Source organism: Amaricoccus sp. (assembly GCF_017993425.1).
In the GTDB taxonomy this organism is placed as follows: Bacteria; Pseudomonadota; Alphaproteobacteria; order Rhodobacterales; family Rhodobacteraceae; genus Amaricoccus.
The window spans coordinates 51908-71502 of sequence record NZ_JAGOMQ010000009.1 but is presented as its reverse complement, the minus strand read 5'-3'; the positions used below and the strand labels follow the sequence as shown (position 1 = coordinate 71502).

General features: G+C 71.5%; 19 protein-coding genes. 8 read left to right on the top strand and 11 right to left on the bottom strand.

Going from position 1 to position 19595, the window contains the following annotated elements; translation table 11 throughout:
- Nucleotides 1-119: 119 nt before the first annotated feature.
- The 7 genes from fabI to KBB57_RS06180 form a co-directional block, all read right to left on the bottom strand.
- Nucleotides 120-905 (bottom strand): enoyl-ACP reductase FabI, encoded by a 786-nt coding sequence (fabI, locus tag KBB57_RS06210; RefSeq protein WP_290747674.1) that lies wholly within the window; start codon nucleotides 903-905, stop codon nucleotides 120-122.
- A gap of 17 nt (nucleotides 906-922) precedes the next feature.
- Nucleotides 923-2095 (bottom strand): acetate/propionate family kinase, encoded by a 1173-nt coding sequence (locus tag KBB57_RS06205; protein ID WP_290747673.1) that lies wholly within the window; start codon nucleotides 2093-2095, stop codon nucleotides 923-925.
- Between the two features lie 7 nt (nucleotides 2096-2102).
- Nucleotides 2103-4292, bottom strand: a complete 2190-nt coding sequence (locus tag KBB57_RS06200; protein ID WP_290747672.1) for a DUF3141 domain-containing protein — start codon at nucleotides 4290-4292, stop codon at nucleotides 2103-2105.
- Between the two features lie 357 nt (nucleotides 4293-4649).
- Entirely contained in the window at nucleotides 4650-5300 is a 651-nt protein-coding gene (locus tag KBB57_RS06195) for a 3-oxoacid CoA-transferase subunit B (protein ID WP_290747671.1), read from the bottom strand.
- Nucleotides 5300-5953 (bottom strand): CoA transferase subunit A, encoded by a 654-nt coding sequence (locus KBB57_RS06190; protein WP_290747670.1) that lies wholly within the window; start codon nucleotides 5951-5953, stop codon nucleotides 5300-5302. Before KBB57_RS06190 ends, KBB57_RS06195 begins: the two co-directional genes overlap by 1 nt.
- A 144-nt stretch (nucleotides 5954-6097) precedes the next feature.
- On the bottom strand, nucleotides 6098-6373 hold the full coding sequence (locus tag KBB57_RS06185) for a DUF2277 domain-containing protein (protein WP_290747669.1): 276 nt from the start codon (nucleotides 6371-6373) through the stop codon (nucleotides 6098-6100).
- A gap of 74 nt (nucleotides 6374-6447) precedes the next feature.
- Nucleotides 6448-7587 carry an aminotransferase class I/II-fold pyridoxal phosphate-dependent enzyme gene (locus KBB57_RS06180; protein ID WP_290747668.1) on the bottom strand — a complete coding sequence of 380 codons (1140 nt, stop codon included), beginning with the start codon at nucleotides 7585-7587 and terminating at the stop codon, nucleotides 6448-6450.
- Between the two features lie 108 nt (nucleotides 7588-7695).
- On the opposite strand from KBB57_RS06180, the gene KBB57_RS06175 reads away from it, so the two are divergent.
- The 8 genes from KBB57_RS06175 (at nucleotide 7696) to aat (ending at nucleotide 16595) form a co-directional block, all read left to right on the top strand.
- A complete protein-coding gene (locus KBB57_RS06175; RefSeq protein WP_290747667.1) occupies nucleotides 7696-9072 on the top strand; it encodes a M48 family metalloprotease in 1377 nt (458 codons plus the stop codon).
- Between the two features lie 257 nt (nucleotides 9073-9329).
- The gene (locus tag KBB57_RS06170; RefSeq protein WP_290747666.1) at nucleotides 9330-10076 is read left to right on the top strand and encodes a DsbA family protein; all 747 of its coding nucleotides are present in this window, start codon (nucleotides 9330-9332) and stop codon (nucleotides 10074-10076) included.
- Nucleotides 10077-10205: 129 nt separating this feature from the next.
- Nucleotides 10206-10703: an acetyl-CoA carboxylase biotin carboxyl carrier protein gene (accB, locus tag KBB57_RS06165; RefSeq protein ID WP_290747665.1), complete on the top strand. Its 498-nt coding sequence runs from the start codon at nucleotides 10206-10208 to the stop codon at nucleotides 10701-10703.
- 23 nt (nucleotides 10704-10726) lie between these two features.
- Nucleotides 10727-12073 (top strand): acetyl-CoA carboxylase biotin carboxylase subunit, encoded by a 1347-nt coding sequence (accC, locus tag KBB57_RS06160; RefSeq protein WP_290747664.1) that lies wholly within the window; start codon nucleotides 10727-10729, stop codon nucleotides 12071-12073.
- A gap of 234 nt (nucleotides 12074-12307) precedes the next feature.
- Nucleotides 12308-13180 (top strand): calcium-binding protein, encoded by an 873-nt coding sequence (locus tag KBB57_RS06155; RefSeq protein WP_290747663.1) that lies wholly within the window; start codon nucleotides 12308-12310, stop codon nucleotides 13178-13180.
- 166 nt (nucleotides 13181-13346) lie between these two features.
- Nucleotides 13347-14627, top strand: coding sequence for a hypothetical protein (locus KBB57_RS06150; protein ID WP_290747662.1), 1281 nt, complete (start codon nucleotides 13347-13349; stop codon nucleotides 14625-14627).
- Between the two features lie 84 nt (nucleotides 14628-14711).
- The gene (locus KBB57_RS06145; protein WP_290747661.1) at nucleotides 14712-15854 is read left to right on the top strand and encodes a hypothetical protein; all 1143 of its coding nucleotides are present in this window, start codon (nucleotides 14712-14714) and stop codon (nucleotides 15852-15854) included.
- 69 nt (nucleotides 15855-15923) lie between these two features.
- On the top strand, nucleotides 15924-16595 hold the full coding sequence (aat, locus tag KBB57_RS06140; protein WP_290747660.1) for a leucyl/phenylalanyl-tRNA--protein transferase: 672 nt from the start codon (nucleotides 15924-15926) through the stop codon (nucleotides 16593-16595).
- A gap of 13 nt (nucleotides 16596-16608) precedes the next feature.
- Here the strand turns inward: aat and KBB57_RS06135 are convergent, their stop codons facing one another.
- The 4 genes from KBB57_RS06135 to KBB57_RS06120 all read right to left on the bottom strand — a co-directional run bounded on the left by KBB57_RS06135 (nucleotide 16609) and on the right by KBB57_RS06120 (nucleotide 19546).
- Nucleotides 16609-18201 carry a hypothetical protein gene (locus tag KBB57_RS06135; protein ID WP_290747659.1) on the bottom strand — a complete coding sequence of 531 codons (1593 nt, stop codon included), beginning with the start codon at nucleotides 18199-18201 and terminating at the stop codon, nucleotides 16609-16611.
- A 79-nt stretch (nucleotides 18202-18280) separates the two neighbouring features.
- Nucleotides 18281-18700: a DUF2155 domain-containing protein gene (locus tag KBB57_RS06130; protein ID WP_290747658.1), complete on the bottom strand. Its 420-nt coding sequence runs from the start codon at nucleotides 18698-18700 to the stop codon at nucleotides 18281-18283.
- The gene (gene mlaD / locus KBB57_RS06125) at nucleotides 18697-19152 is read right to left on the bottom strand and encodes an outer membrane lipid asymmetry maintenance protein MlaD (protein WP_290747657.1); all 456 of its coding nucleotides are present in this window, start codon (nucleotides 19150-19152) and stop codon (nucleotides 18697-18699) included. The genes KBB57_RS06130 and mlaD overlap by 4 nt, the downstream gene beginning before the upstream one ends.
- A 19-nt stretch (nucleotides 19153-19171) precedes the next feature.
- Entirely contained in the window at nucleotides 19172-19546 is a 375-nt protein-coding gene (locus tag KBB57_RS06120) for an NADH:ubiquinone oxidoreductase subunit NDUFA12 (RefSeq protein ID WP_290747656.1), read from the bottom strand.
- Nucleotides 19547-19595: the final 49 nt, after the last annotated feature.

Below are 19595 nucleotides of genomic sequence, written 5' to 3'. Positions count from 1 at the left end.
GCGGGCGCCGCCGCGGGGCCGGCCTTGCCGCTCGCGAACCCGGTGTCGCCGGGCGCAGCCGCCGACGCCGACGCGGAAGGTCGGGCGCGGCGGCCGTCCGAGGCGACCCGGAGACGGGCTCAGTCGATGATGTTGTATCCGCCGTCGATGTAGAGGGTCTGGCCGGTGATCAGGCGGGCGGCGTCGTGGGCGAGGAAGGCGCAGGCGGCGCCGACGTCGTCGATGTCGACGAGGGCGCGCGCCGGGGATTTCACCTTGGCCTTCTCGAGCAGCTCGTCGAACTCGGGGATGCCAGAGGCGGCGCGGGTGGCCAGCGGCCCGGGGGAGATGGCGTGGACGCGGATGCCCTTGGGGCCGAGCTCGGCGGCGACGTAGCGCACGGCGGATTCGAGGGCGGCCTTGGCGACGCCCATGATGTTGTAGTTCTCCACCACCTTCTCGGAGCCGTAGTAGGTCATGGTGAAGAGCGCGCCGCCCTCCGTCATCAGCGGCTCGGCGAGATGGGCCATGCGCAGGAAGGACCAGACCGAGACGTCCATCGTCGTGGCGAAGCCGTCGCGCGGGCAGTCAGTGACGCGGCCGCCGAGGGCCTCCTTCGTCGAGAAGGCGATCGAGTGGACCACGAAGTCGAGCCGGCCCCACTCGGCGCGGATGCGCTCGAACACCGCCTCGAGCTGGCCCTCGGCCATCACGTCCATCGGCAGGAAGATCGGGGCCTCGACCTCGCGGGCCAGCGGCTCGACATGGGGCTTCGCCCGGTCGTTGAGATAGGTGACGGCGAGCTCGGCGCCGAAGGCGCGGAACGCCCGGGCGCAGCCCCAGGCGATCGAGCTGTCGTTGGCGATGCCGACGACCAGCCCGCGCTTGCCGTCGAGGAACTTCGCCTTGGCGGCGGGAATCGACATTCGCGTCTCCTCGTGACTCAGCCGACCAGCGCCAGGGTGTGGCGGGCGATCATCAGCTCCTCGTCGGTCGGCACGACGAGGAGCGCGACCCGGCTCTCCGGGGTCGAGATGCGGAGCGCGCCGGCCTCGTTCGCGGCCGCGTCGAGGGTCGCCCCGAGCCAGCCGAGCCGGCCGGCGATGCGGGCGCGGATCTCGGGCGAATGCTCGCCGATCCCGGCGGTGAAGACGAAGGCGTCGAGGCCCTGCAGCGCCGCGGCGAGCTGCCCGGCGAGGAGGCCGCAGCGATGGGTGAAATGCTCGATGGCGAAGGCGGCGCCGGGCGCGTCGCTGGCGAGGAGGTCGCGCATGTCGTTGGAGACGCCGGAGAGGCCCTTGAGGCCGGAGGCGTTGTAGAGGAGCCGGGTGACCTCGGCCGGCGCCATCCCCTTCTCCTCGATGAGGTGCAGCACCACGCCGGGGTCGAGCTGGCCGGGGCGCGTCCCCATCGGCAGGCCGTCGAGGGCGGTGAAGCCCATCGTGCTCTCGACGCTGCGCCCCTGCGCCAGCGCGCACATCGAGGCGCCGCTGCCGAGATGGGCGACGATCACCCGGCCGTCGGCGACCTCGGGGGCGACCTCGCGCAGGCGCTCGGCGACGTATTCGTAGCTGAGGCCGTGGAAGCCGTAGCGGCGCACGCCCTCGTCGTAGAGCGCGCGGGGGATCGCGTAGCAGTCGGTGTAGTCGGCATGGCCGCGGTGGAAGGCGGTGTCGAAGCAGGCGACCTGCGGGACCTCGGGCGCGATCTCCATCGCGAGCCGGATCGGCGCGAGGTTGTTCGGCTGGTGCAGCGGCGCGAGGGTCTGGAACCGCGCCAGCCGCTCGAGGATGGCCTCGTCGATCCGCACCGGCCGGTCGAAGTCGGGGCCGCCGTGCACGACGCGGTGGCCTATCGCTTGCAGCTCGAAGCCGCCGAGGCTCGCGAGCCATTCGCGCGTCGCCCCGATCGCCGCGGGGAGGTCGGGGATCTCGGCCGGCGCCTGGGCGCGGTCGATCAGCACGACGCCGGCGGCGTCGGCGGCGCGCAGCCGCGGGCGCACCCCGATCCCGTCGACCTGCCCGCGGACCCGGCGCTCGAGCGCGCCGGCGCGGACGCCGAAGATCTGGAACTTCAGGCTCGACGAGCCGGCGTTGACGACGAGGATGGCGTCCATGCCGCGATCAGGAGGCCCGGCGTCCCGGCAGGCGGACCACCTCCGGCGCCACGCCGAAGAGGGTGGCGATCTGCCTGAGCCGCGCCGCCGGCGCGTCGCCGGGCGCGCCGCTCGCCTCGATGACCTCGCGCACCACGGCGAGGCCGGCGCGCCGCTCCTCCATCGATTCCGGCAGCAGGCCGGGCAGGGCGGCCAGCGCGGCGTCCTCGTCGATCAGCAGCATCAGATACTGCTCGCGGATCAGCTGCTTGAAGTCGGCGAGCGTCATGCGGCGGTGCTGCGGCGTCGCGTCGCGCATCCGCACGATCGCGGCGAAGCTCCGCTCGTCGACCGACTTGCGCGGCATTGCGACATAGATGAGCGCGCGGGCCAGCGCCGCGGCCATGCCGCCCTGCGGGATGGCCGCGCGCAGCTCCTCGATGCGGCGGGCGGTCAGCGCCTTGTGGAGCGCGCTCCGCGCCGCCTTGCGCGGCGGTTCGGCGTCGGCCTCGACCCCGAGCGCGGCCTGCACGGCGGGCGCGCCGTAGAAGGCGTGGAAGGCTTCCTCCGACACCTTCTCGGCGCAGCGCCGCCAGGCGTCGAGGCCGTCGACGATCTGGCGCGAGATCGCGTCCTGCGCCGCGACGAGCGGGTTGTCGGGCCGCACGGCGCGGCGGTGGTCGCGCACCCGCGCCGCAAGCTCGCCGATCCGGCTCAGCCAGGGATTGCGCGGGCCGAACACCTCGTAGGACATGCGCAGCGGATGCATCCGCCGCATGGCCTCGGCCGCGGGCGGCGAGGCCAGGGCGCGGACGGCGGGCTGGGCGAAGGCGCGGTAGAGCGCGAGGTTGATCTCGGAGAGCCGGGCGGCGGCCTCGAACTTGCGCTCGTCGGCGAGGTCGTTGCAGCCGAGCGCCCGGATGTCGTCGAGGGTGCGCGCCTCGCAGCGCATCACCCATTCTCCGGTCACGAGGTCGGGATTGGCGACCGCCTCGCCCTTGGGCGTCAGCACCGCCTCGTAGAGGCCGGGGGGCAGGCAGTCGATCAGGTCGATGTTGGAGGCGAACTCGTCGTGCTCCTTCCGGGCCACGCCGCCGGAGACGAAGATGCCGAGATGCCCGACCTGGTCGTGGATGGTGTAGACGATGGTCTGGCCCCAGGCGCGGATGTCGTCGACGTTGTCGTAGAGGTCGAGGATCCAGTCGAGCGCCTGCTGGGGAGGCGTGATGTTGTCGCCTTTCGAGCAGAAGACCACGATGGGCGAGCGGATCGAGCGCAGGTCGATCGCCGTCCCGTCCGTGTCGCGGATGTCGCCGGCGGCGAGGTGGTTGCCGACGAAGAGGTTGTCGACGATCCACTGCATCTCGGCGGCGTTCAGCGTGACGTGGGCGTTCCACCACTTCTCGAACTCGAGGTAGCGCTCGGGCTCGGTGTCGATCCTGGACCAGAGGTTGTACTGCTTGGTCCAGAGCGTGTTGGCCGGGTTCTGGTTCTCGAAGTTCTGCACCAGCGCCGCGCCGTCGAAGACGCCCGCGCCGAGATCGCCCGCGAGCGCCGTCAGCCACGAGCCGCCGAGGAGGCCGCCCGAGTAGCGCATCGGGTTCTCGCCGCGCACGCCGGCCCAGTAGGAGAGCGGCGCGCCGGCGACGATGATCGGCCCGAACAGCTCCGGCCGCAGCGCGGCGAGCAGCATGACCGCCCAGCCGGCTTGGCAGTTGCCGATGACGCAGGGCTTGCCGTCGGCCTCGGGGTGGCGCGCGATCACGGTCTCGAGGAAGACGGCCTCGACGGCGGCGACGTCGAGGATGGTCTGGCCGGGGACCGGATCGGGCAGGAAGCCGATGAAGTAGGCCGGGTGGCCGGCGCGCATCGCCACGCCGATCTCGCTGTCGGCCTTGAAGCCGCCGATGCCCGGCCCATGGCCGGCGCGCGGGTCGACGATGACGAAGGGGCGCTTCCTCGGGTCGATCTCGACGCCCTCGGGCGGCGTGATCCGGGCGAGGAGGTAGTTGGCGGGCCGCTCCAGCCGCCGGCCGTCGAGGACGAGCTCGGCGTCGTAGGAGAGGACGTTCGGGGCCGCCTCGGCGGCGTGCGCCTCGTACTGGACGGCGCGCTGGCGCATCACGTCGAGAAAGAGGACCGAGCGCTGCCACGCGTCCATCCAGTATTCCGCGACGGCCATCGGGTTCGGCGCGGTCGGCGGCGGGGTCGGGGCCATCCGCTCTACTCCTTCGTGATGCCACGGGCGGGCCTTTGTCGGCGCGGCGCGGGCCGGGGTCAAGGGACCGCGGGCCCCGCCCGGGTCATTTTCGCGCGAACGGCGAAAGCCGGCCGTTTTGGTCGGAATTTCAAGGCGCTTTGGGGCGAAGTTTGCAGCGGGGGCTCAGAGAGAACCCTGCAAACCCCGCGTCCTGAAGGTTTCCGGCGCCTCAACCTTTCTTGCCATCGGATGAACAGGAATCGGAACATCAATATATTCCAGTGTGTTGATCCTGATAACACGCGTGTTGGCCGCGCGCCCCCGCATCCTCGCCCGCTTCGGTCCGCTCCGCGTCAGGCCTTTCGCTGAGGCCTCTCAGAGGCGCATCTCCGGCACCTCGTCGCCGACGATCAGCCGGGCAGCGGTGGCGGCGAGGATGTCGGCGACGGCGACCCCGGGGCCGCGCTCGCGCAGCACGAGGCCGGCGTCGGTGGGCTCGATCACCGCCATCTCGGTGACGATGAGGCTGACCCGCCGCGCCGCGGTCAGCGGCAGCGCGCAGGCGGGCACGATCTTAGCCTCGCCCCTGGCGCTGTGGACCATCGCCACCACGACGCGCTTTGCGCCCGCGACGAGGTCCATCGCGCCGCCCATGCCGGGGACCATCCGGCCCGGCACCATCCAGTTGGCGAGATAGCCGCGCTCGTCGACCTGGAGCCCGCCGAGGACCGTCATGTCGAGGTGCCCGCCGCGGATCAGCCCGAAGCTGATGGCGCTGTCGATCGAGGCCGCGCCCGGCAGCGCGGTGACGAAGCCGCCGCCGGCGTCGGTCAGGTCGGGCTCCTCCATCCCCTCCGGCGGCCGGGCGCCGAGGCCGATCACCCCGTTCTCGGCCTGGAAGTAGACGTCGCGCTCGCGGGGGACGTAGTTGGCGACGAGGCTCGGCAGGCCGATGCCGAGGTTGACGAGCATCCCCGGCCGGATCTCCGCCGCCACCCGCCGCGCGATCAGCTCCTTGGCGTCCATCACGCCGCCCTCCCGACGAGATGGTCGATCAGCACCCCCGGCGTCCTCACAGCGTCGGGGGTGATCATGCCGACCGGCAGGATGTGGGTCGGCTCGGCGATCACCACGTCCGCCGCCATCGCCATCACCGGATTGAAGTTCTGCGCCGTCAGCAGGTAGCTGATGTTGCCGGCGTAGTCGGCCTGGTGGCAGCCGATCAGCGCGACGTCGGCGCGGATCGGCGTCTCGAGCAGGAAGCGCCGGCCCTCGACCTCGACGACCTGCTTGCCGTCCTCGACCGGCGTCCCGAGCCCGGTCGGGGTCAGCACGCCGCCGAGCCCGACGCCGCCGGCGCGGATGCGCTCGACGAGCGTGCCCTGCGGGACCAGCTCGACCTCGATCTCGCCGGCGATCATCTGCTTCTGCGTCTCGGGATTGAGCCCGATATGCGAGGCGATCACCTCGCGGAGGGCCCGCGCCGTGACGAGCTTGGCGACGCCGACGCCCGGCATCGCCGTGTCGTTGCAGATGAGCGTCAGCCCCTTCGCCCCGCGCGCGACCAGCGCGTCGATGACCCGGTGCGGCGAGCCGACCCCCATGAAGCCGCCCACCAGCACGCGGGCGCCGTCCGGCACCAGCTCCGCCGCCTCCTCCGGTCTGATCGCCCTCTTCATGCCGCCTCCTCGTGCGCCCCGCGAGTCGCCCGGCACGATGGCGCCTGTCGCGGCGCAAATCCACCGGTCCGGAGGGCCTGCGGCCGTCGGGCCGGCGCGCGAAGCGCAACCGCGCCAGAGTCCAGCCTCGTGCGTCGGCGCTCCTCAGGCCTCGCGGGCGAAGCGGAGGCGCGAGCGCTCGCGGGCCCGCGCGGCCTCGACGTCGCGGTCGCGGGGGGCGGCGGCGGTGGTCAGGCCGGCGAGGAGGCGGCGCGACGCGCCGGCCACCTCGTCGACGGCGCGGGCGAACGCCGCCTCGTTGGCGCGCGAGGGCGCGGTGAACCCGCTGATCTTGCGCACGAACTGCAAGGCCGCCGCCCGGATCTCGTCATCCGTCGCCGGCGGCTCGAAGTTGTGGAGCGGGCGAATGTTGCGGCACATGGCGCTCTCCCCGGTTGGCCTCTGCGCCCGAACATGGGCGCGGCCGGCGCGGTTGTCGACCCGGGCCGCCCCCCTCAGCCGGCCGACCAGGCCGCCAGCCGCCGCAGCCCCTCGGCGACGTCCGCCGTCGGCCCCGCATAGGAGAAGCGCAGCGTGCGCCGCCCGCGGCCGGGGTCGAAGTCGAGCCCCGGGGTCGCCGCCACGCCCGCCTCGACGAGGAGCCGCCGCGCCAGCGCCGCGCTGTCGTCCGTCAGGTCCGAGACGTCGGCGTAGATGTAGAACGCCCCGTCCGGCGGCGCGAAGCGCGGGAACCCCGCGGCGCCGAGCCCCTCGACCAGCAGCGCCCGGTTCGCCCGGTAGACGCCGACATTGGCCTCGAGCTCGTCCACGGCGTCGAGCGCCGCCAGCGCCGTCACCTGGCTGGCATGGGGCGGGCAGATGAAGAGGTTCTGCGCCAGCCGCTCGACCCGGCGGACGTGCGTCTCGGGGACGACCAGCCAGCCGACGCGCCAGCCGGTCATCGAGAAGTACTTGGAGAACGAGTTGACGACGTAGACGTCGTCGTCGATCTCCAGCGCCGACACCGCCCGCGCGCCGTACTGGATGCCGTGGTAGATCTCGTCCGAGACGAAGGCGAGGCCGCGCTCCCGGACGGCTCCGATCAGGGCCGCGAGCGCCGCCCGGTCGAGCATCGAGCCGGTCGGATTGGCGGGGCTCGCGACAAGGAGGCCGGCGAGTCCGTCGGGCAGGCTGGCGGGGGTCGGCTGGAAGCGGTCCCCGGCGTGGGCCGGCACGCCGACGGGGACGACGTCGAGCGCGCGCAGGATGTTGCGGTAGCTCGGATAGCCCGGCTCCGCGATGGCCACCCGGTCGCCGGCGTCGAAGAGGCTGGTGAAGGCCAGCACGAAGCCCGCGGAGGATCCGGCCGTCACCACCACCCGGCCCGGATCGAGGTCGATCCCGTACCAGTCGCGGTAGAGCCGGGCGATGCGCGCCCGGAGCTCCGGCAGGCCCAGCGCCACGGTGTAGCCGAGCGGGCCCGCCGCCATCGCGCGGGCCAGCGCCGCGCGCGCCGCGCGCGGCGCCGGCGTCCCCGGCTGGCCGACCTCCATATGGATCACCGACCGCCCCCGCGCCTCCTCGCGCCGGGCCGCCTCCATGACGTCCATGACGATGAAGGGGTCGACCTCGCCCCGCCGGGATATCCTGGTCATCCGCTTCCGCCCCTCGCCCGCGCGCCGGCGCCGCCATCACAATCCGGGGATCGATCGCGGCTCGCCTTGAGTTCGGCGCCGCGCGCCTCCAAGCTTCGTTCCGAAGCGTTGAGGCAGAAAACGCGCGAAGGCGCAACCCGAGGGAAGATCGAGCTGGCGCCCGCACGCATCCTGATCGCCGCGGTCCTCGTGGCGCTCGCCGCCCTCGCGGCGCCCGCGGCGACGGCGCAATCGCTGATCCGTGACGCCGAGATCGAGGCGACGCTGAAGCGGCTCGCCTATCCGATGATCCGCGCCGCCGGGCTCAATCCCGCGACGGTGCGCATCTACATCATCAACGACCGCGAGCCGAACGCCTTTGTCGCCGGCGGGTCGAACCTCTTCATCAACACCGGCCTCGTGACCAGGCTGAAGACCGTGGACCAGCTGCGCGCCGTCATGGCCCACGAGATCGGCCACATCGCCGGCGGTCATCTCGCCCGCCGCGATGCGGCGCTCGGCGGGGCCCGCGGCATCGCTGCGGTCGGCGCCGCCGTGGCGGCGGCCGCGGCGCTCGCCGGCTCGCCGCAGGCCGGCCTCGCCATCATCGCCGGCAGCCAGAACGCCGCGCTACGCACCGCGCTCGCCCACAGCCGCGCCGAGGAGGCCGCCGCGGACCAAGCCGGCATCCGCTACCTCTCCGCCGCCGGGGGCGACCCCGAGGCGGCGCTCGACGTGCTGCGGCTGTTCCGCGGGCAGGAGGCGCTGCTCGCCGGAAGCCAGGACGCCTATACGCTCACGCATCCGCTCTGGTCGGAGCGCATCGCGCTCCTGGAGGAGCGGGTGGCGAAGCTGCCGCCGCCGCCGGAGCCCGACCCGGAGGACGTCTACTGGCACGCCCGGATGGTGGCGAAGTTCAAGGGCTTCCTCAACACGCCGGGGCAGACGCTGAAGGCCTATCCGGCGTCGGACGCCTCGGAGCCGGCGATGCTGGCGCGGGCCGTCGCCTATTACCGCGAGCCGAGCCTCCGGCGGGCGCTCGCGAGCGTGGATGCGCTGATCGCGGTCCGGCCGGACGATCCGTACTATCACGACCTCAAGGGGCAGTTCCTGCTGGAGGCCGGGCAGGCGGGGGCGGCGGCGCAGGAATATCGCCGGGCCGTGGGGCTTGCGCCGAAGGACCCGCTGATCCTCGGCGGCCTTGGCCGGGCGCTCCTCAACGTCGACGACCCTGCGGCCACCCGGGAGGCGGCGGAGATCCTGCGCCGCGCCGAGGCGGCGGACCGGGCCAACCCGGAGGTGCTGCGCGACCTCGCGCTGGCCGAGGCGCGGCTCGGCAACGAGGGGCAGGCCGCGCTCGCCACCGCCGAGCGGTTCACGCTCGAGGGTCGCCCCAACGACGCCTACCGCCTCGCGACGCGCGCCAGCGCGTTGTTGCCGACCGGCTCGCCCGGCTGGAACCGGGCGCAGGACGTGCTTACCATGGCGCGCCGCGCCGTGGACTGACCCGCGGCGCCGCAGACGGAACCTCGGCGCCGGCGCGTTGAATGAGCCAGCGGCGCCCGGACGCCGGGACCGAACCGGCGGCGCAGGAGGCGCCGCGGACGGAAGATGCGGCGCCACGCGCCGCGGACTGTAGATGCGGCGCTACAAGACGCCGCCGACCGAAGATGCGGCGCGTAAGGCGCCGTGGACCGAAGATGCGGCGCCTAGGCGTCGCGAGCCGAACCCGGCGCGCCCGCGCCGCGAAACAAGGGACCGCCATGTCGAGCCGCCGCCTCGCCCTTCCAGCCCTCCTGCTCAGCGCCTGCCTGCCCGGATCGGGCTGGGCCGACATGACCGCGGACGAGCGCTCCGAGTTCCGCGAGGAGGTGCGCGCCTATCTCCTCGAGAACCCCGATGTGCTGAACGAGATGGTGGCGATCCTCGACGCCCGCGAGCGCGACGCCGCGGCGGCGCGCGACGACAAGGTGCTCGCCGACAAGGCCGCCGAGATCTTCGACGACGGCTTCTCCTACGTCCGCGGCAATCCCGAGGGCGACGTCACCGTGGTCGCGTTCCTCGACTACCAGTGCACCTACTGCAAGCGGGCGCATCCCGAGGTGATGGATCTCCTCGACGGCGATTCCGGGCTGAAGGTGGTGGTGAAGGAGCTGCCGATCCTCGGCCCGACCTCCGAGTACGCCTCGCGCGCCGCGATCGCGACGCTGATCGTCGCCGGGCCCGAGGCGTATGGCGCCCTCAACGACCGGCTCCTGCGCCACAAGGGCCAGCTTTCCGAGGCGATCATCGACGAGGAGGTGGCGGAAACGGGCGCCGACCTCGCCGCGGTGCGCGCGGCGATGGGCACGCCCGAGGTGACCCGGCGCATCGAGGCCACCCGCGCCGTCGCCGGCGACCTCGCGATCGAGGGCACCCCCACCTTCGTCGTCGGCGACCGGCTGGTCCGCGGCTACGCGCCCCTCGCGGCGATGCGCGACATGGTCGCCGATGCGCGCGCCGGCGGCTGAGCCGGCGGCCGGGGCCGCCCCGGCGCCCGGCGCTTTCCGCCTTCCCAAGCCACGGACTTGCCGTGTATGGAGAGGGCCCGCCGCGGGCCCCGCCCGCGCCGGGGCCGGGGGAGGGCGTCGGGGCGCATCATGAACAAGCGGCCGCACGAGTCGGATGTCGACTTCATCAGGGCGTTGGCGGAGCTGATCCGCGAGAACGACCTCACCGAGATCGAGGTCAAGCGCGAGTTCGGCGAGGACGATGCGCTGACCGTCCGCGTCGCCCGCCAGCCCATCCCCGTCGCCGCCGCGCCGGCCCCGATCCACTACGCCGCCGCCGCGCCGGTGCCAGCCGCGGCTTCCGCCGGTCCCGCCGCGCCCGCGGCCGCCGCCGGCGGCGATCCGGCCGACGATCCCGGGGTCGTGAAGTCGCCGATGGTCGGGACCGCCTACCTCCAGGCCGAGCCGACGGCGCCGCCCTTCGTCAAGATCGGCGACACGGTGGCCGAGGGACAGACCATCCTGATCATCGAGGCGATGAAGACGATGAACCAGATCCCGGCGCCGCGCGCCGGGCGGGTGAAACGGATCCTGGTCGACGACGGGTCGCCGGTCGAGTTCGGCGCGCCGCTCATCATCCTCGAATGAGCCCCGCGAGAGGGGAGGCCCCGATGTTCAAGAAGGTCCTGATCGCCAACCGCGGCGAGATCGCGCTGCGCGTTCACCGGGCCTGCAAGGAGATGGGCATCTCCACGGTGGCCATCCACTCGACCGCCGATTCCAATGCGATGCACGTGCGGATGGCCGACGAGAGCGTCTGCATCGGGCCGCCGCCGGCCGCCCAGAGCTATCTCTCGGTCCCGAACATCATCGCCGCCTGCGAGATCACCGGCGCGGAGGCGATCCATCCGGGCTACGGCTTCCTCTCCGAGAACGCCAACTTCGTCCAGATCGTCCAGGACCACGGCATCGCCTTCATCGGCCCCACCGCCGAGCACATCCGGCTGATGGGCGACAAGATCACCGCCAAGGACACGATGAGGAAGCTCGGGGTGCCCTGCGTCCCCGGCTCGGACGGCGCCGTCCCCACGCTCGACGAGGCCCGCAAGGTCGCCGCCGAGATCGGCTATCCGGTCATCGTCAAGGCGACCGCGGGCGGCGGCGGGCGCGGCATGAAGCTCGCCCGCACGGAAGCGGACATCGAGGCGGCCTTCCAGACCGCCCGCGCCGAGGCCAAGGCCGCCTTCGGCAACGACGAGGTCTATCTGGAGAAATACCTCGACGCCCCGCGCCACATCGAGATCCAGGTGTTCGGCGACGGGCGCGGCAAGGCCGTCCATCTCGGCGAGCGCGACTGCTCGCTGCAGCGTCGCCACCAGAAGGTGCTCGAGGAGGCGCCCTCTCCGGTCATCGACGCGAAGACCCGCGCCCGTATCGGCGAGATCTGCGCCGACGCCGTGGCGCGGATCGACTACGCCGGCGCCGGCACCATCGAGTTCCTCTACGAGAAGGGCGAGTTCTACTTCATCGAGATGAACACCCGCCTCCAGGTCGAGCACCCGGTGACCGAGGCGATCTACGACGTCGACCTCGTGCAGGAGCAGATCCGTGTCGCCGCCGGCCTGCCGATGTCGTTCACGCAGCGGGATCTCGTGCCCAGCGGCCACGCCATCGAGTGCCGGATCAACGCCGAGAGCCTGCCGGACTTCCGTCCCTCGCCGGGCAGGATCAACACCTACTATGCCCCCGGGGGGCTCGGGGTGCGCATGGACAGCGCCATCTATGGCGGCTACGCCATCCCGCCCTACTACGACAGCCTGATCGGCAAGCTGATCGTCCATGCCCGCAACCGCGAGCTGGCGCTGGCGCGCCTGCGCCGCGCGCTCTCGGAGCTCGTGGTGGACGGCGTCGCGACCACCACGCCGCTCTTCCACGCGCTCCTCGACGAGCCGGACATCCAGGCCGGCCGCTACGACATCCACTGGCTCGAAGGCTTCCTCGCCCGCGAGGAGAGCTGAGCCCGCTGGGAGACCTCCTGGCCCGACGCAGCGACAGCGGTTCCGCCGGCCCCGCCCGCGCGGGCGCGCGCGCCGTCGGTCGCGCTTCGCGCCGGCCTGCCGGATCGACCTAACCCAACTGGGGGATGAGGGCGTCCGGGCGTCGCGCTATCGTTTTGCGATCATCGGGGAGCGCGCCATCGTCACGCCACAAGGCGAGCCTTCACGCCCCCGCTACGGGAAAGGGCGCCGGCAATGGTCTTCTTTGGCACAAGCAGAAGCGATGTTCTCAATGGAACTGGCGTCACGGATGTTATTTATGGCTACGCCGGACATGACCGCCTCAATGGCCTTGGCGGCTCGGACACCATGTACGGTGGAACGGGGAGCGATCGGCTGTATGGCGATACCGGCGACGACTTCCTCTATGGTGAGCTGGACAACGACATTATCGACGGCGGGGCCGGAAACGACCGGCTGAACGGCGGCGGCGGCGACGATATCCTCCTGGGCGGCGACGGAGTCGACACCTTCAACGGTGGCGATGGCTATGACGGAGTGGACTACACTTACAGCACCGGACCCTGGAGCATCGACTTGAGTCTGGGGACCGCCGAGAGCCTGTCCGGCAGCGCCGAGGAATCGCTCGTTTCAATCGAGAACATATATGCCGGCTCCGGGAATGATTTTCTGTACGGGTCCGGTCTCGACAACTATATTCAGGGCAACGCCGGCAATGATTATATCGTCGGTCGCCAGGGAGACGACAGACTGTACGGCAACGACGGAAACGACCGGATATATGGCGGAGCCCACGACAATGTGCTGAATGGCGGTGCTGGCGCCGACACCGTTGTTTCGCAGGGAGGCGACGACCAGCTCACGGGCGGCGGCGGAGCCGATGTGTTCGAGATCTGGCTTGGTGGCGACGCGACCGTGACCGTCGCCGATCTCCGTGCGAACGACCGAATCCGGCTCACTGATTTCGATAACTATGACTTGGATAGCGATGAATTCTATGATCGCCTGCAGACGAGCGGAAGCAGCTTGATCTATGCGGGAGATGGTGGCAATATTATTTTTGCTGGCATAAGCCAAATAGACTCCGGTCAGTTGATCTTCTTCTGATCTGTTCGTGCCCTGTTTTCTGCCCTCTCATCGCATACCCCGGTTGGGGGACGAGCGTCTCCAGGGATGGGGCTATCGTTCCGTGAGAACCAGCCCGCGCCAACCGGCCGCACCTTCCCGGCGCGCAGATGGAGCCTGAACGCTGGTCGGAAAAGGAGACCAAATCATGGCCGCGATCGCCTACGCAATAAGCAACGCCCCGCCTCCTCCGTCCGGCTTCGGCGCGCGGGACGTGTTCGCCGTCGGTGGAATCCCTGCCGACCGGTTCGATTTCGGCGGCGGCGTGGACGCGCTGGCCCCGGGCGAAAGCAGCGACCCGCTCGACCTGATCTGGGTCGTCGTGGGCGGCACGGTCGACGAGGCGACGCTCTGGACGTCCTCGCGATCGCTGGTGGCGCCGACCGCACCTGCGCTCGCCCCCTATTTCGTCCCGGGCGCGGTCGTGCGCGGCACGGCCGCCGACGACATCGTGCTCGTCGGCGCCCGCGCCACCGACGTTCGCGGCGGTAAAGGCAACGACATCCTCTACTGGGATCCCGACACCGGCGGCGCCCCGCGCATGGTGACGATGGACGGCCAGGCCGGCGCCGACACCTACATCATCGGCGCCACGACCGACGAGGCGACGGCGGCCGGGATGCCGGGATGCCTGATCACCGGTTTCCAGGGCCCCGGCGTCTCCAGCCGCGACAAGGCGCTCTTCGCCGGCCTCGACGCCGGAACCGTCACGGCGCAGGCCGAGGGTCGGCACATCCACTTCTTCGACGGCAGCGACCACCTCTATCTCGACTTCCGGGATCAGAACCACGATCGGCTGACTCGCGCGCAGATCGCATCCGTGGCCGAGTTCGGCCCCGACCGCATCCGGCTCGACGCGCAGAGCCTGTTCGGCTTCACACCTGGCGACCCCGGGGGCAGCGGACCCGCCGCTGCGCTGTCGCTGGTGACCCCGCTCGCAGCGTCGCTCTCGGCGTACAGCGTCGCCGGGCCGGTCGTGCGCGGCACGGAAGTCGCCGACCGCATCCACATCGGCAGCCGCGCCACGGACGTTCGCGGGGGCAAGGGCAACGACATCCTCTATTGGGATCCCGACACCGGCGGCGCGGCGCGCATGGTGAGGATGGACGGCCAGGGCGGCGCCGACACCTATGTCATCGGCGCCACGACCGACGAGGCGACGGCGGCGACGGCAGGAGGACAGATCCTCGACTTTGTCGGACCGGGCGTCGGCCGCCGCGACGAGGTCCTGCTCGGCGACCTCGACGCGGAGAAGGTGGCGGCGCAGGTCGAGGGCCGGTACATCCACTTCTTCGACGGGAGCTATCACCTCCGTCTCGAGTTCCTCGACCAGAACAACAATGCGCTGACCCACGAACGGATCGCCTCCATGGTCAGGTTCGGTCCCGAAAGCGTGGAGCTCGCGGCGGCGGACTTCTTCATTATTTGACGTCCCGCCCCCAAGAGGGCGGCTCCGCTTCCGTGATCGACCGAACTCGGGTACCCTCGCCCTGATGACGCCCGTGGAGGCGATATGGAGGCGGCGGACCTCGAGACGGCGCTGGCGATCACGCCCCGGTTCTATCCGGCGGCGCTCGACTTCGATCTGTGGCCGGACATCCTCAAGGACCTGAACGTCGTCTTCGGGGCGCGGGCGTCCAACCTGAACCTGGGCCACATCACCCGCAACGAGCTGATCGCTTCCGCGCAACACGGCGTGGATGACGGCGTCATGGCCCGGTTCCTCGGCATCGAGAACCACCTGGAGGCCGATCCGCGGCTTCAGAAGACGCTCCACCTTCCGAACCGGCCGCTCTTCGAGCGCCAGGTCATCTCGGAGGCGGAATGGCACGCGTCGCGGATGTACCGCGAGGTGATGCTGCCCGCCGGACTCGACAGCACCCTCGCGACGCACATGGTCGTCGAGGAGGAGGGCGTCTCGGCCCTGGTCGGCTTCATCCGCGGGGTCGGCGACCCGCCCTTCGTCGATGCGGACATCCAGCGCTTCCACCTCTACCTGCCGCACTTCCGCGAGGCGATGCGCTGCGCCGCCCGCATGCATCGGGCCGAGGCCGGCCGAGGCGCGCTGGCCGAGCTGTTCGACTGGATGCGCGTGGCCACCGTCGTGACCGACCGCCTCGGCGCGGTGAAGCACCTCAACGCGGCCGCCCGGGAGCTGATCGCCGAAGGCGACGGCCTCGTCCGGGCGCAGGACCGTCTCGTGGCGGTCGACCGGAACGCCGACCGCGAGCTGCGCGACGCGATCCTGCGGGCCATCGCCGCGAGCGGCCCCGACCCGGCGCGGACGCTGGTGCGGATCCCGCGGCGGCGGCACGCGACCGACCTCCTGGTCTCGGTCGCCCGCGTCAGGGCCGGATCGGGATCCCGCGCGTCGATGCCGCGCCTGCTCGCGGCCCTGTTCGTGTTGGATCCCGAGCGGCGCTACGAGGGCGACGCCGAGGCGTTGCAGCGGCTGTTCGGCCTCACCCGGGCCGAGGCGGCGGTCATGGTCGCCATCGGCTCCGGCCAGCGCCCCCGCGAAGCCGGAGCCGCCCTCGGCCGCAGCTACGAGACGGTCCGCAGCCAGCTCAAGGCCGTCTACGCCAAGACCGGCGCGGCCTCGCAGGCGGACCTCGTCGGCCTCGTGCAGGCCCTGGCGGCGCTGCGCCGGCCCTGACGGCGCGACGCGCGATTTGACAGGCGACGCGGCATTTCGCATCCTCGGCGTCGGATCAGGATGGCAGCGATGCGCGACGATGCGCGTGACGAGATCACCCCCGCCCTCCTCCTGCGCGCCTACGCCTCGGGCGTGTTCCCGATGGCCGACTCGGCCGATTCCGACGAGCTCTACTGGGTCGATCCGCGCCGCCGGGGCGTGCTGCCGCTCGACGGGCTGCATGTCTCGCGCCGCCTCGCGCGGACCTTCGTCTCGACGGCGCTGGAGATCGCCGTCGACCGCGACTTCGCCGGGGTGGTCGACGGCTGCGCGGACCGGCCGGAGACCTGGATCAACCCGCGCATCCGCCGGCTTTATCTCGACCTCCATCGCGGCGGCTACGCGCATTCCGTCGAGGTCTGCGACGGGGCGGCGCTGGTCGGCGGGCTCTACGGCGTCGCGCTCGGCGGGGCGTTCTTCGGCGAGAGCATGTTCAGCCGGCGCCGTGACGCCTCCAAGCTCGCGCTCGTCGCGCTGGTGGCGCGCCTCAACGCCGGGGGGTTCACGCTCCTCGACACCCAGTTCGTCAACGACCACCTGCTGAGCCTCGGCGCCGTCGAGATCGCGCGCGCCGACTACCGCCGCCGCCTCGCCGCTGCGCTCGACCGCCCGGCGAGCTTCCGCGCCCTTGCGGCCGACACGGCCCGCGCCACGCTCCTCGCTCTCGCGACGCCGCCTCGCGCAGAGCCGGCGGCACGGTGACCGGAGGGCGGCGCTATTCCTTGCCGATGGCGGCGCGGAGGTCCGCAACCTCGCGCAGCACGTCCGCGAGCATGGTCTTCACCAGCCGGGTCTCCCGCTCGAGCGCGGCCAGGCGCGCCTCGTCCGACGTCGGCCCGGCGTCGCCGTCGGCGCGGCCATAGCGCCGCATCATGGCCTCCACCGCGGGCCTGAAGAGCGCGCTGCGGTTCTTCGGCGTCGGCGAGGCCGCCGATTTCGACGAGCCGAACTCGCCCCGGGCGATCCCCGCCTCCTCGACCACGCGCCGCGGGAAGGGCCGGTCGTAGGGGGCCCACAGCGTGTACGGGGCCATCTCCCCGGTGCGCGTCATCCGCTTCACCCGGCTCGGGAAGCGCGCGCCGATCGAGGGGACGGGGACGAAGGCGAAGCCGGTGCGGAGGCGGAACTCGGTGATGCTCTTGCCGTAGGCCACCCGCACGGGAAGGCCGGGGGGCAGCGACGAGTTGCGCCGCCAGACGGAGTCCCCCATCGCGCCGATCAGGAAGGCCCGCCCGCGCAGGGCTTCCTCGAAGCCGAGGAACCCGACGTCGTCGCCGATCCCCGCGGTGGCTATGAACTCGAGCACCGCGTCGCGCCGGTCCCCTTCGAACGCCACCGCGAGCGCGGGCACCTCGTCCCCCAGCATGTGGCTGGCGACATGCACGTTGAGCCCGAGCTTCCGTGCGATGTCGGTGCCGGAATCGAGCTTGCCCTTCACCACAAGCTCCATGGTGACGGCGTCGTTGCAGCCGGCGTCCCGCGCCAGCACCGCCACGCAGGGGGAATCGTAGCCCCGGGAGACGGGGGTGATCGGCGGGAACGGCCTCGACCGGCCCGGATCGGTCGCATTCAGGCGGATGTCGCGGATCTTGCCCACCAGGAACGCGCGGTACTCGGCGTAGGTGGTGTAGGGCGCCTCCGGGTCGACGCCGGAAAGCAAAGTGACGCCCCCCTCCGGGTCGACTATGAAGTTGTAGAACATCATGCGCTTGAGCGCGTAGCGCTCGGTCTCGCAGACCGCGGGGTTGTAGAGGTCGATGCCGAGCGTGCTGGCGGTGTTCGTCGACGGGAACAGCGTATCCGCCACGGCCTCGAAGAACGCGTCGCCGGTATCGACCCCGGCCGCGGCGAAGGCGTAGTTGAACGAATTGGAGACGAACGTCTTTCCGGAAACGCGATCCGTGAGGATGTAGAGATATTCCCAGCAGTGCTTGGGCGGGACGAAGATGACGTACTTGTTCCAGACGGCTCCCGAGCCATACACGTATTGCGACCGGTGAAACTGGTGCGCCGCGAAATCTCCGTCCCAGACGCCCTCGAAGATCGACCTCGGTCCCCGCTCGACGCCCGATCCCAGGGTGAAGTCATAGCCGCTCCGGCTGACGACGCAGAGCCACGCGAGCTGGGGAACATGCGCGTCCCGCGACACCCGGACGACCACGTCGGTATCCCGCGCCGGGCGGCCGAGCTTCGCCTGCTGGAGTTGCTGCAACTGCCGGAGCGCCGCGAGGTGCGCCCGCTGCGAGCGGGAGTGGTAGTTCTCCAGCACCTTCTTGGGAACGGTCGGATCCGGTTCTGCCGTCAGCATCTCTTCCCCCAATGTCTCCGCACCGGCCGGCCCGCAGCGCCGCGCCGGGCGTGGACCTTGTCAGGCCCCGAGAAATCCCTCACCCGCCCTCGCAGCCGAGGACCCAGACGTCGTAGCGCGGGTGGTCGAGGGCGGAGAGGGCCGGGGACGAGGCGAACATCCAGCCGGAGAACCGCGGCTCCGCCTCGCGGACGTCGCGTATCTTCAGGAAGGCGTAGGCGTCGCTCTCCGGGGCCTCGCGCGGCACGCGGCACGATTCGAACAGGATCTCGAGCTGTCCGAAGCGCACCATGTCGCCCACCTCCATGGTGATATCCTCGGTGCGGCCGTTCAGCGTGTCGAGCGCCCGAAGGGTCACCCGGCGCGCCGGCACGGTGTCCTGGCTGTTGGCGATCTGGCCGCCGACCACCGCCGGCGCGCCCGATCCCGCCGACTGCGCCGCCACCGCCTGCGCGGCGGCGAGCCCGAAGGCGAGCGCCAGCCCCAGCGCGAACCTCATTGCCCGCCCCCGCCCCCGCCCGCGAACTTCATCAGGAGGTTGAGCAGGCTCACCGAGCTCTGGGTGTTCAGGATCTCGCCTCCGTCGTCGAGCATGAACTCCGAGGCGCCCGGGGTGATCTCGATGAAAGAGCCGCCGAGCAGCCCCTCGGAGGCCACCTTCACGTCCGAATCCTCCGGCAGCTTGACGCTGCGGTCGACGGCGAAGGTCGCCGTCGCCTCGTAGCTCGCCGGGTCGAGCGCGAGGCCGGTCACCGAGCCCACGCGAATGCCCGCCAGCCGCACGTCGGTCCCGACCGCGACGCCCTCGACGCTGCGGAACCGAGCCGAGAGGGCGTAGCTGTCGCGCGTCGCCTGCCGGCCGCTGACCTGCCCGGCATAGACGACGAAGCCGATCGCCGCGGCGATCACCGCGGCGCCGATCACCGTCTCGGCGACGCTGTTCTGCGCCATGCTCGCGGCTCCTCCGGCCTTATTCCGGCGCCCATGCCTCGTAATCGCGCGGCGCGCGCGGCTGGTCGGAATGCAGGCTGCCGGGCGGGTGATAGGCGGCGTCGCTGCCGGTCATATTGGGCAGGTGCGGCTTCTCCCAGGCCTTGCGCGCCAGCGGCTTCTCGGTCGGCGGCTCCTGCCAGGTGTGGTGCAGCCAGCCGTGCCATTCCGGGGCGATCCGGCTGGCCTCGACCTCGCCGTTGTAGATCACCCAGCGTCGCGACCCGTCGGCCGACTGGTAGAACACGTTGCCGGCGGCGTCCTCGCCGACCCGCTTGCCGTTCCGCGCGGTCCAGACCCGCGTCGCCAGCGTCTCGCCGTTCCACCAAGTGAAGATCTGCGCCAGAAGGCCCATGCCCGCCTCGTCGCCTCGCGTTTCCCGACCCTTATGGCGCCTGCCGGCG

Excerpts from the sequence above, each read along its gene's own strand:
- KBB57_RS06180 (WP_290747668.1), bottom strand. The coding sequence starts at position 7,587 with ATGACCAGGATATCCCGGCGGGGCGAGGTCGACCCCTTCATCGTCATG.
- accC (WP_290747664.1), top strand. The coding sequence starts at position 10,727 with ATGTTCAAGAAGGTCCTGATCGCCAACCGCGGCGAGATCGCGCTGCGC.
- KBB57_RS06205 (WP_290747673.1), bottom strand. The coding sequence starts at position 2,095 with ATGGACGCCATCCTCGTCGTCAACGCCGGCTCGTCGAGCCTGAAGTTC.
- fabI (WP_290747674.1), bottom strand. The coding sequence starts at position 905 with ATGTCGATTCCCGCCGCCAAGGCGAAGTTCCTCGACGGCAAGCGCGGG.
- mlaD (WP_290747657.1), bottom strand. The coding sequence starts at position 19,152 with ATGGCGCAGAACAGCGTCGCCGAGACGGTGATCGGCGCCGCGGTGATC.
- KBB57_RS06130 (WP_290747658.1), bottom strand. The coding sequence starts at position 18,700 with ATGAGGTTCGCGCTGGGGCTGGCGCTCGCCTTCGGGCTCGCCGCCGCG.
- KBB57_RS06135 (WP_290747659.1), bottom strand. The coding sequence starts at position 18,201 with ATGCTGACGGCAGAACCGGATCCGACCGTTCCCAAGAAGGTGCTGGAG.
- KBB57_RS06185 (WP_290747669.1), bottom strand. The coding sequence starts at position 6,373 with ATGTGCCGCAACATTCGCCCGCTCCACAACTTCGAGCCGCCGGCGACG.
- KBB57_RS06195 (WP_290747671.1), bottom strand. The coding sequence starts at position 5,300 with ATGGACGCCAAGGAGCTGATCGCGCGGCGGGTGGCGGCGGAGATCCGG.
- KBB57_RS06145 (WP_290747661.1), top strand. The coding sequence starts at position 14,712 with ATGGAGGCGGCGGACCTCGAGACGGCGCTGGCGATCACGCCCCGGTTC.
- KBB57_RS06170 (WP_290747666.1), top strand. The coding sequence starts at position 9,330 with ATGTCGAGCCGCCGCCTCGCCCTTCCAGCCCTCCTGCTCAGCGCCTGC.
- KBB57_RS06120 (WP_290747656.1), bottom strand. The coding sequence starts at position 19,546 with ATGGGCCTTCTGGCGCAGATCTTCACTTGGTGGAACGGCGAGACGCTG.
- accB (WP_290747665.1), top strand. The coding sequence starts at position 10,206 with ATGAACAAGCGGCCGCACGAGTCGGATGTCGACTTCATCAGGGCGTTG.
- aat (WP_290747660.1), top strand. The coding sequence starts at position 15,924 with ATGCGCGACGATGCGCGTGACGAGATCACCCCCGCCCTCCTCCTGCGC.
- KBB57_RS06155 (WP_290747663.1), top strand. The coding sequence starts at position 12,308 with ATGGTCTTCTTTGGCACAAGCAGAAGCGATGTTCTCAATGGAACTGGC.
- KBB57_RS06190 (WP_290747670.1), bottom strand. The coding sequence starts at position 5,953 with ATGAAGAGGGCGATCAGACCGGAGGAGGCGGCGGAGCTGGTGCCGGAC.
- KBB57_RS06150 (WP_290747662.1), top strand. The coding sequence starts at position 13,347 with ATGGCCGCGATCGCCTACGCAATAAGCAACGCCCCGCCTCCTCCGTCC.
- KBB57_RS06200 (WP_290747672.1), bottom strand. The coding sequence starts at position 4,292 with ATGGCCCCGACCCCGCCGCCGACCGCGCCGAACCCGATGGCCGTCGCG.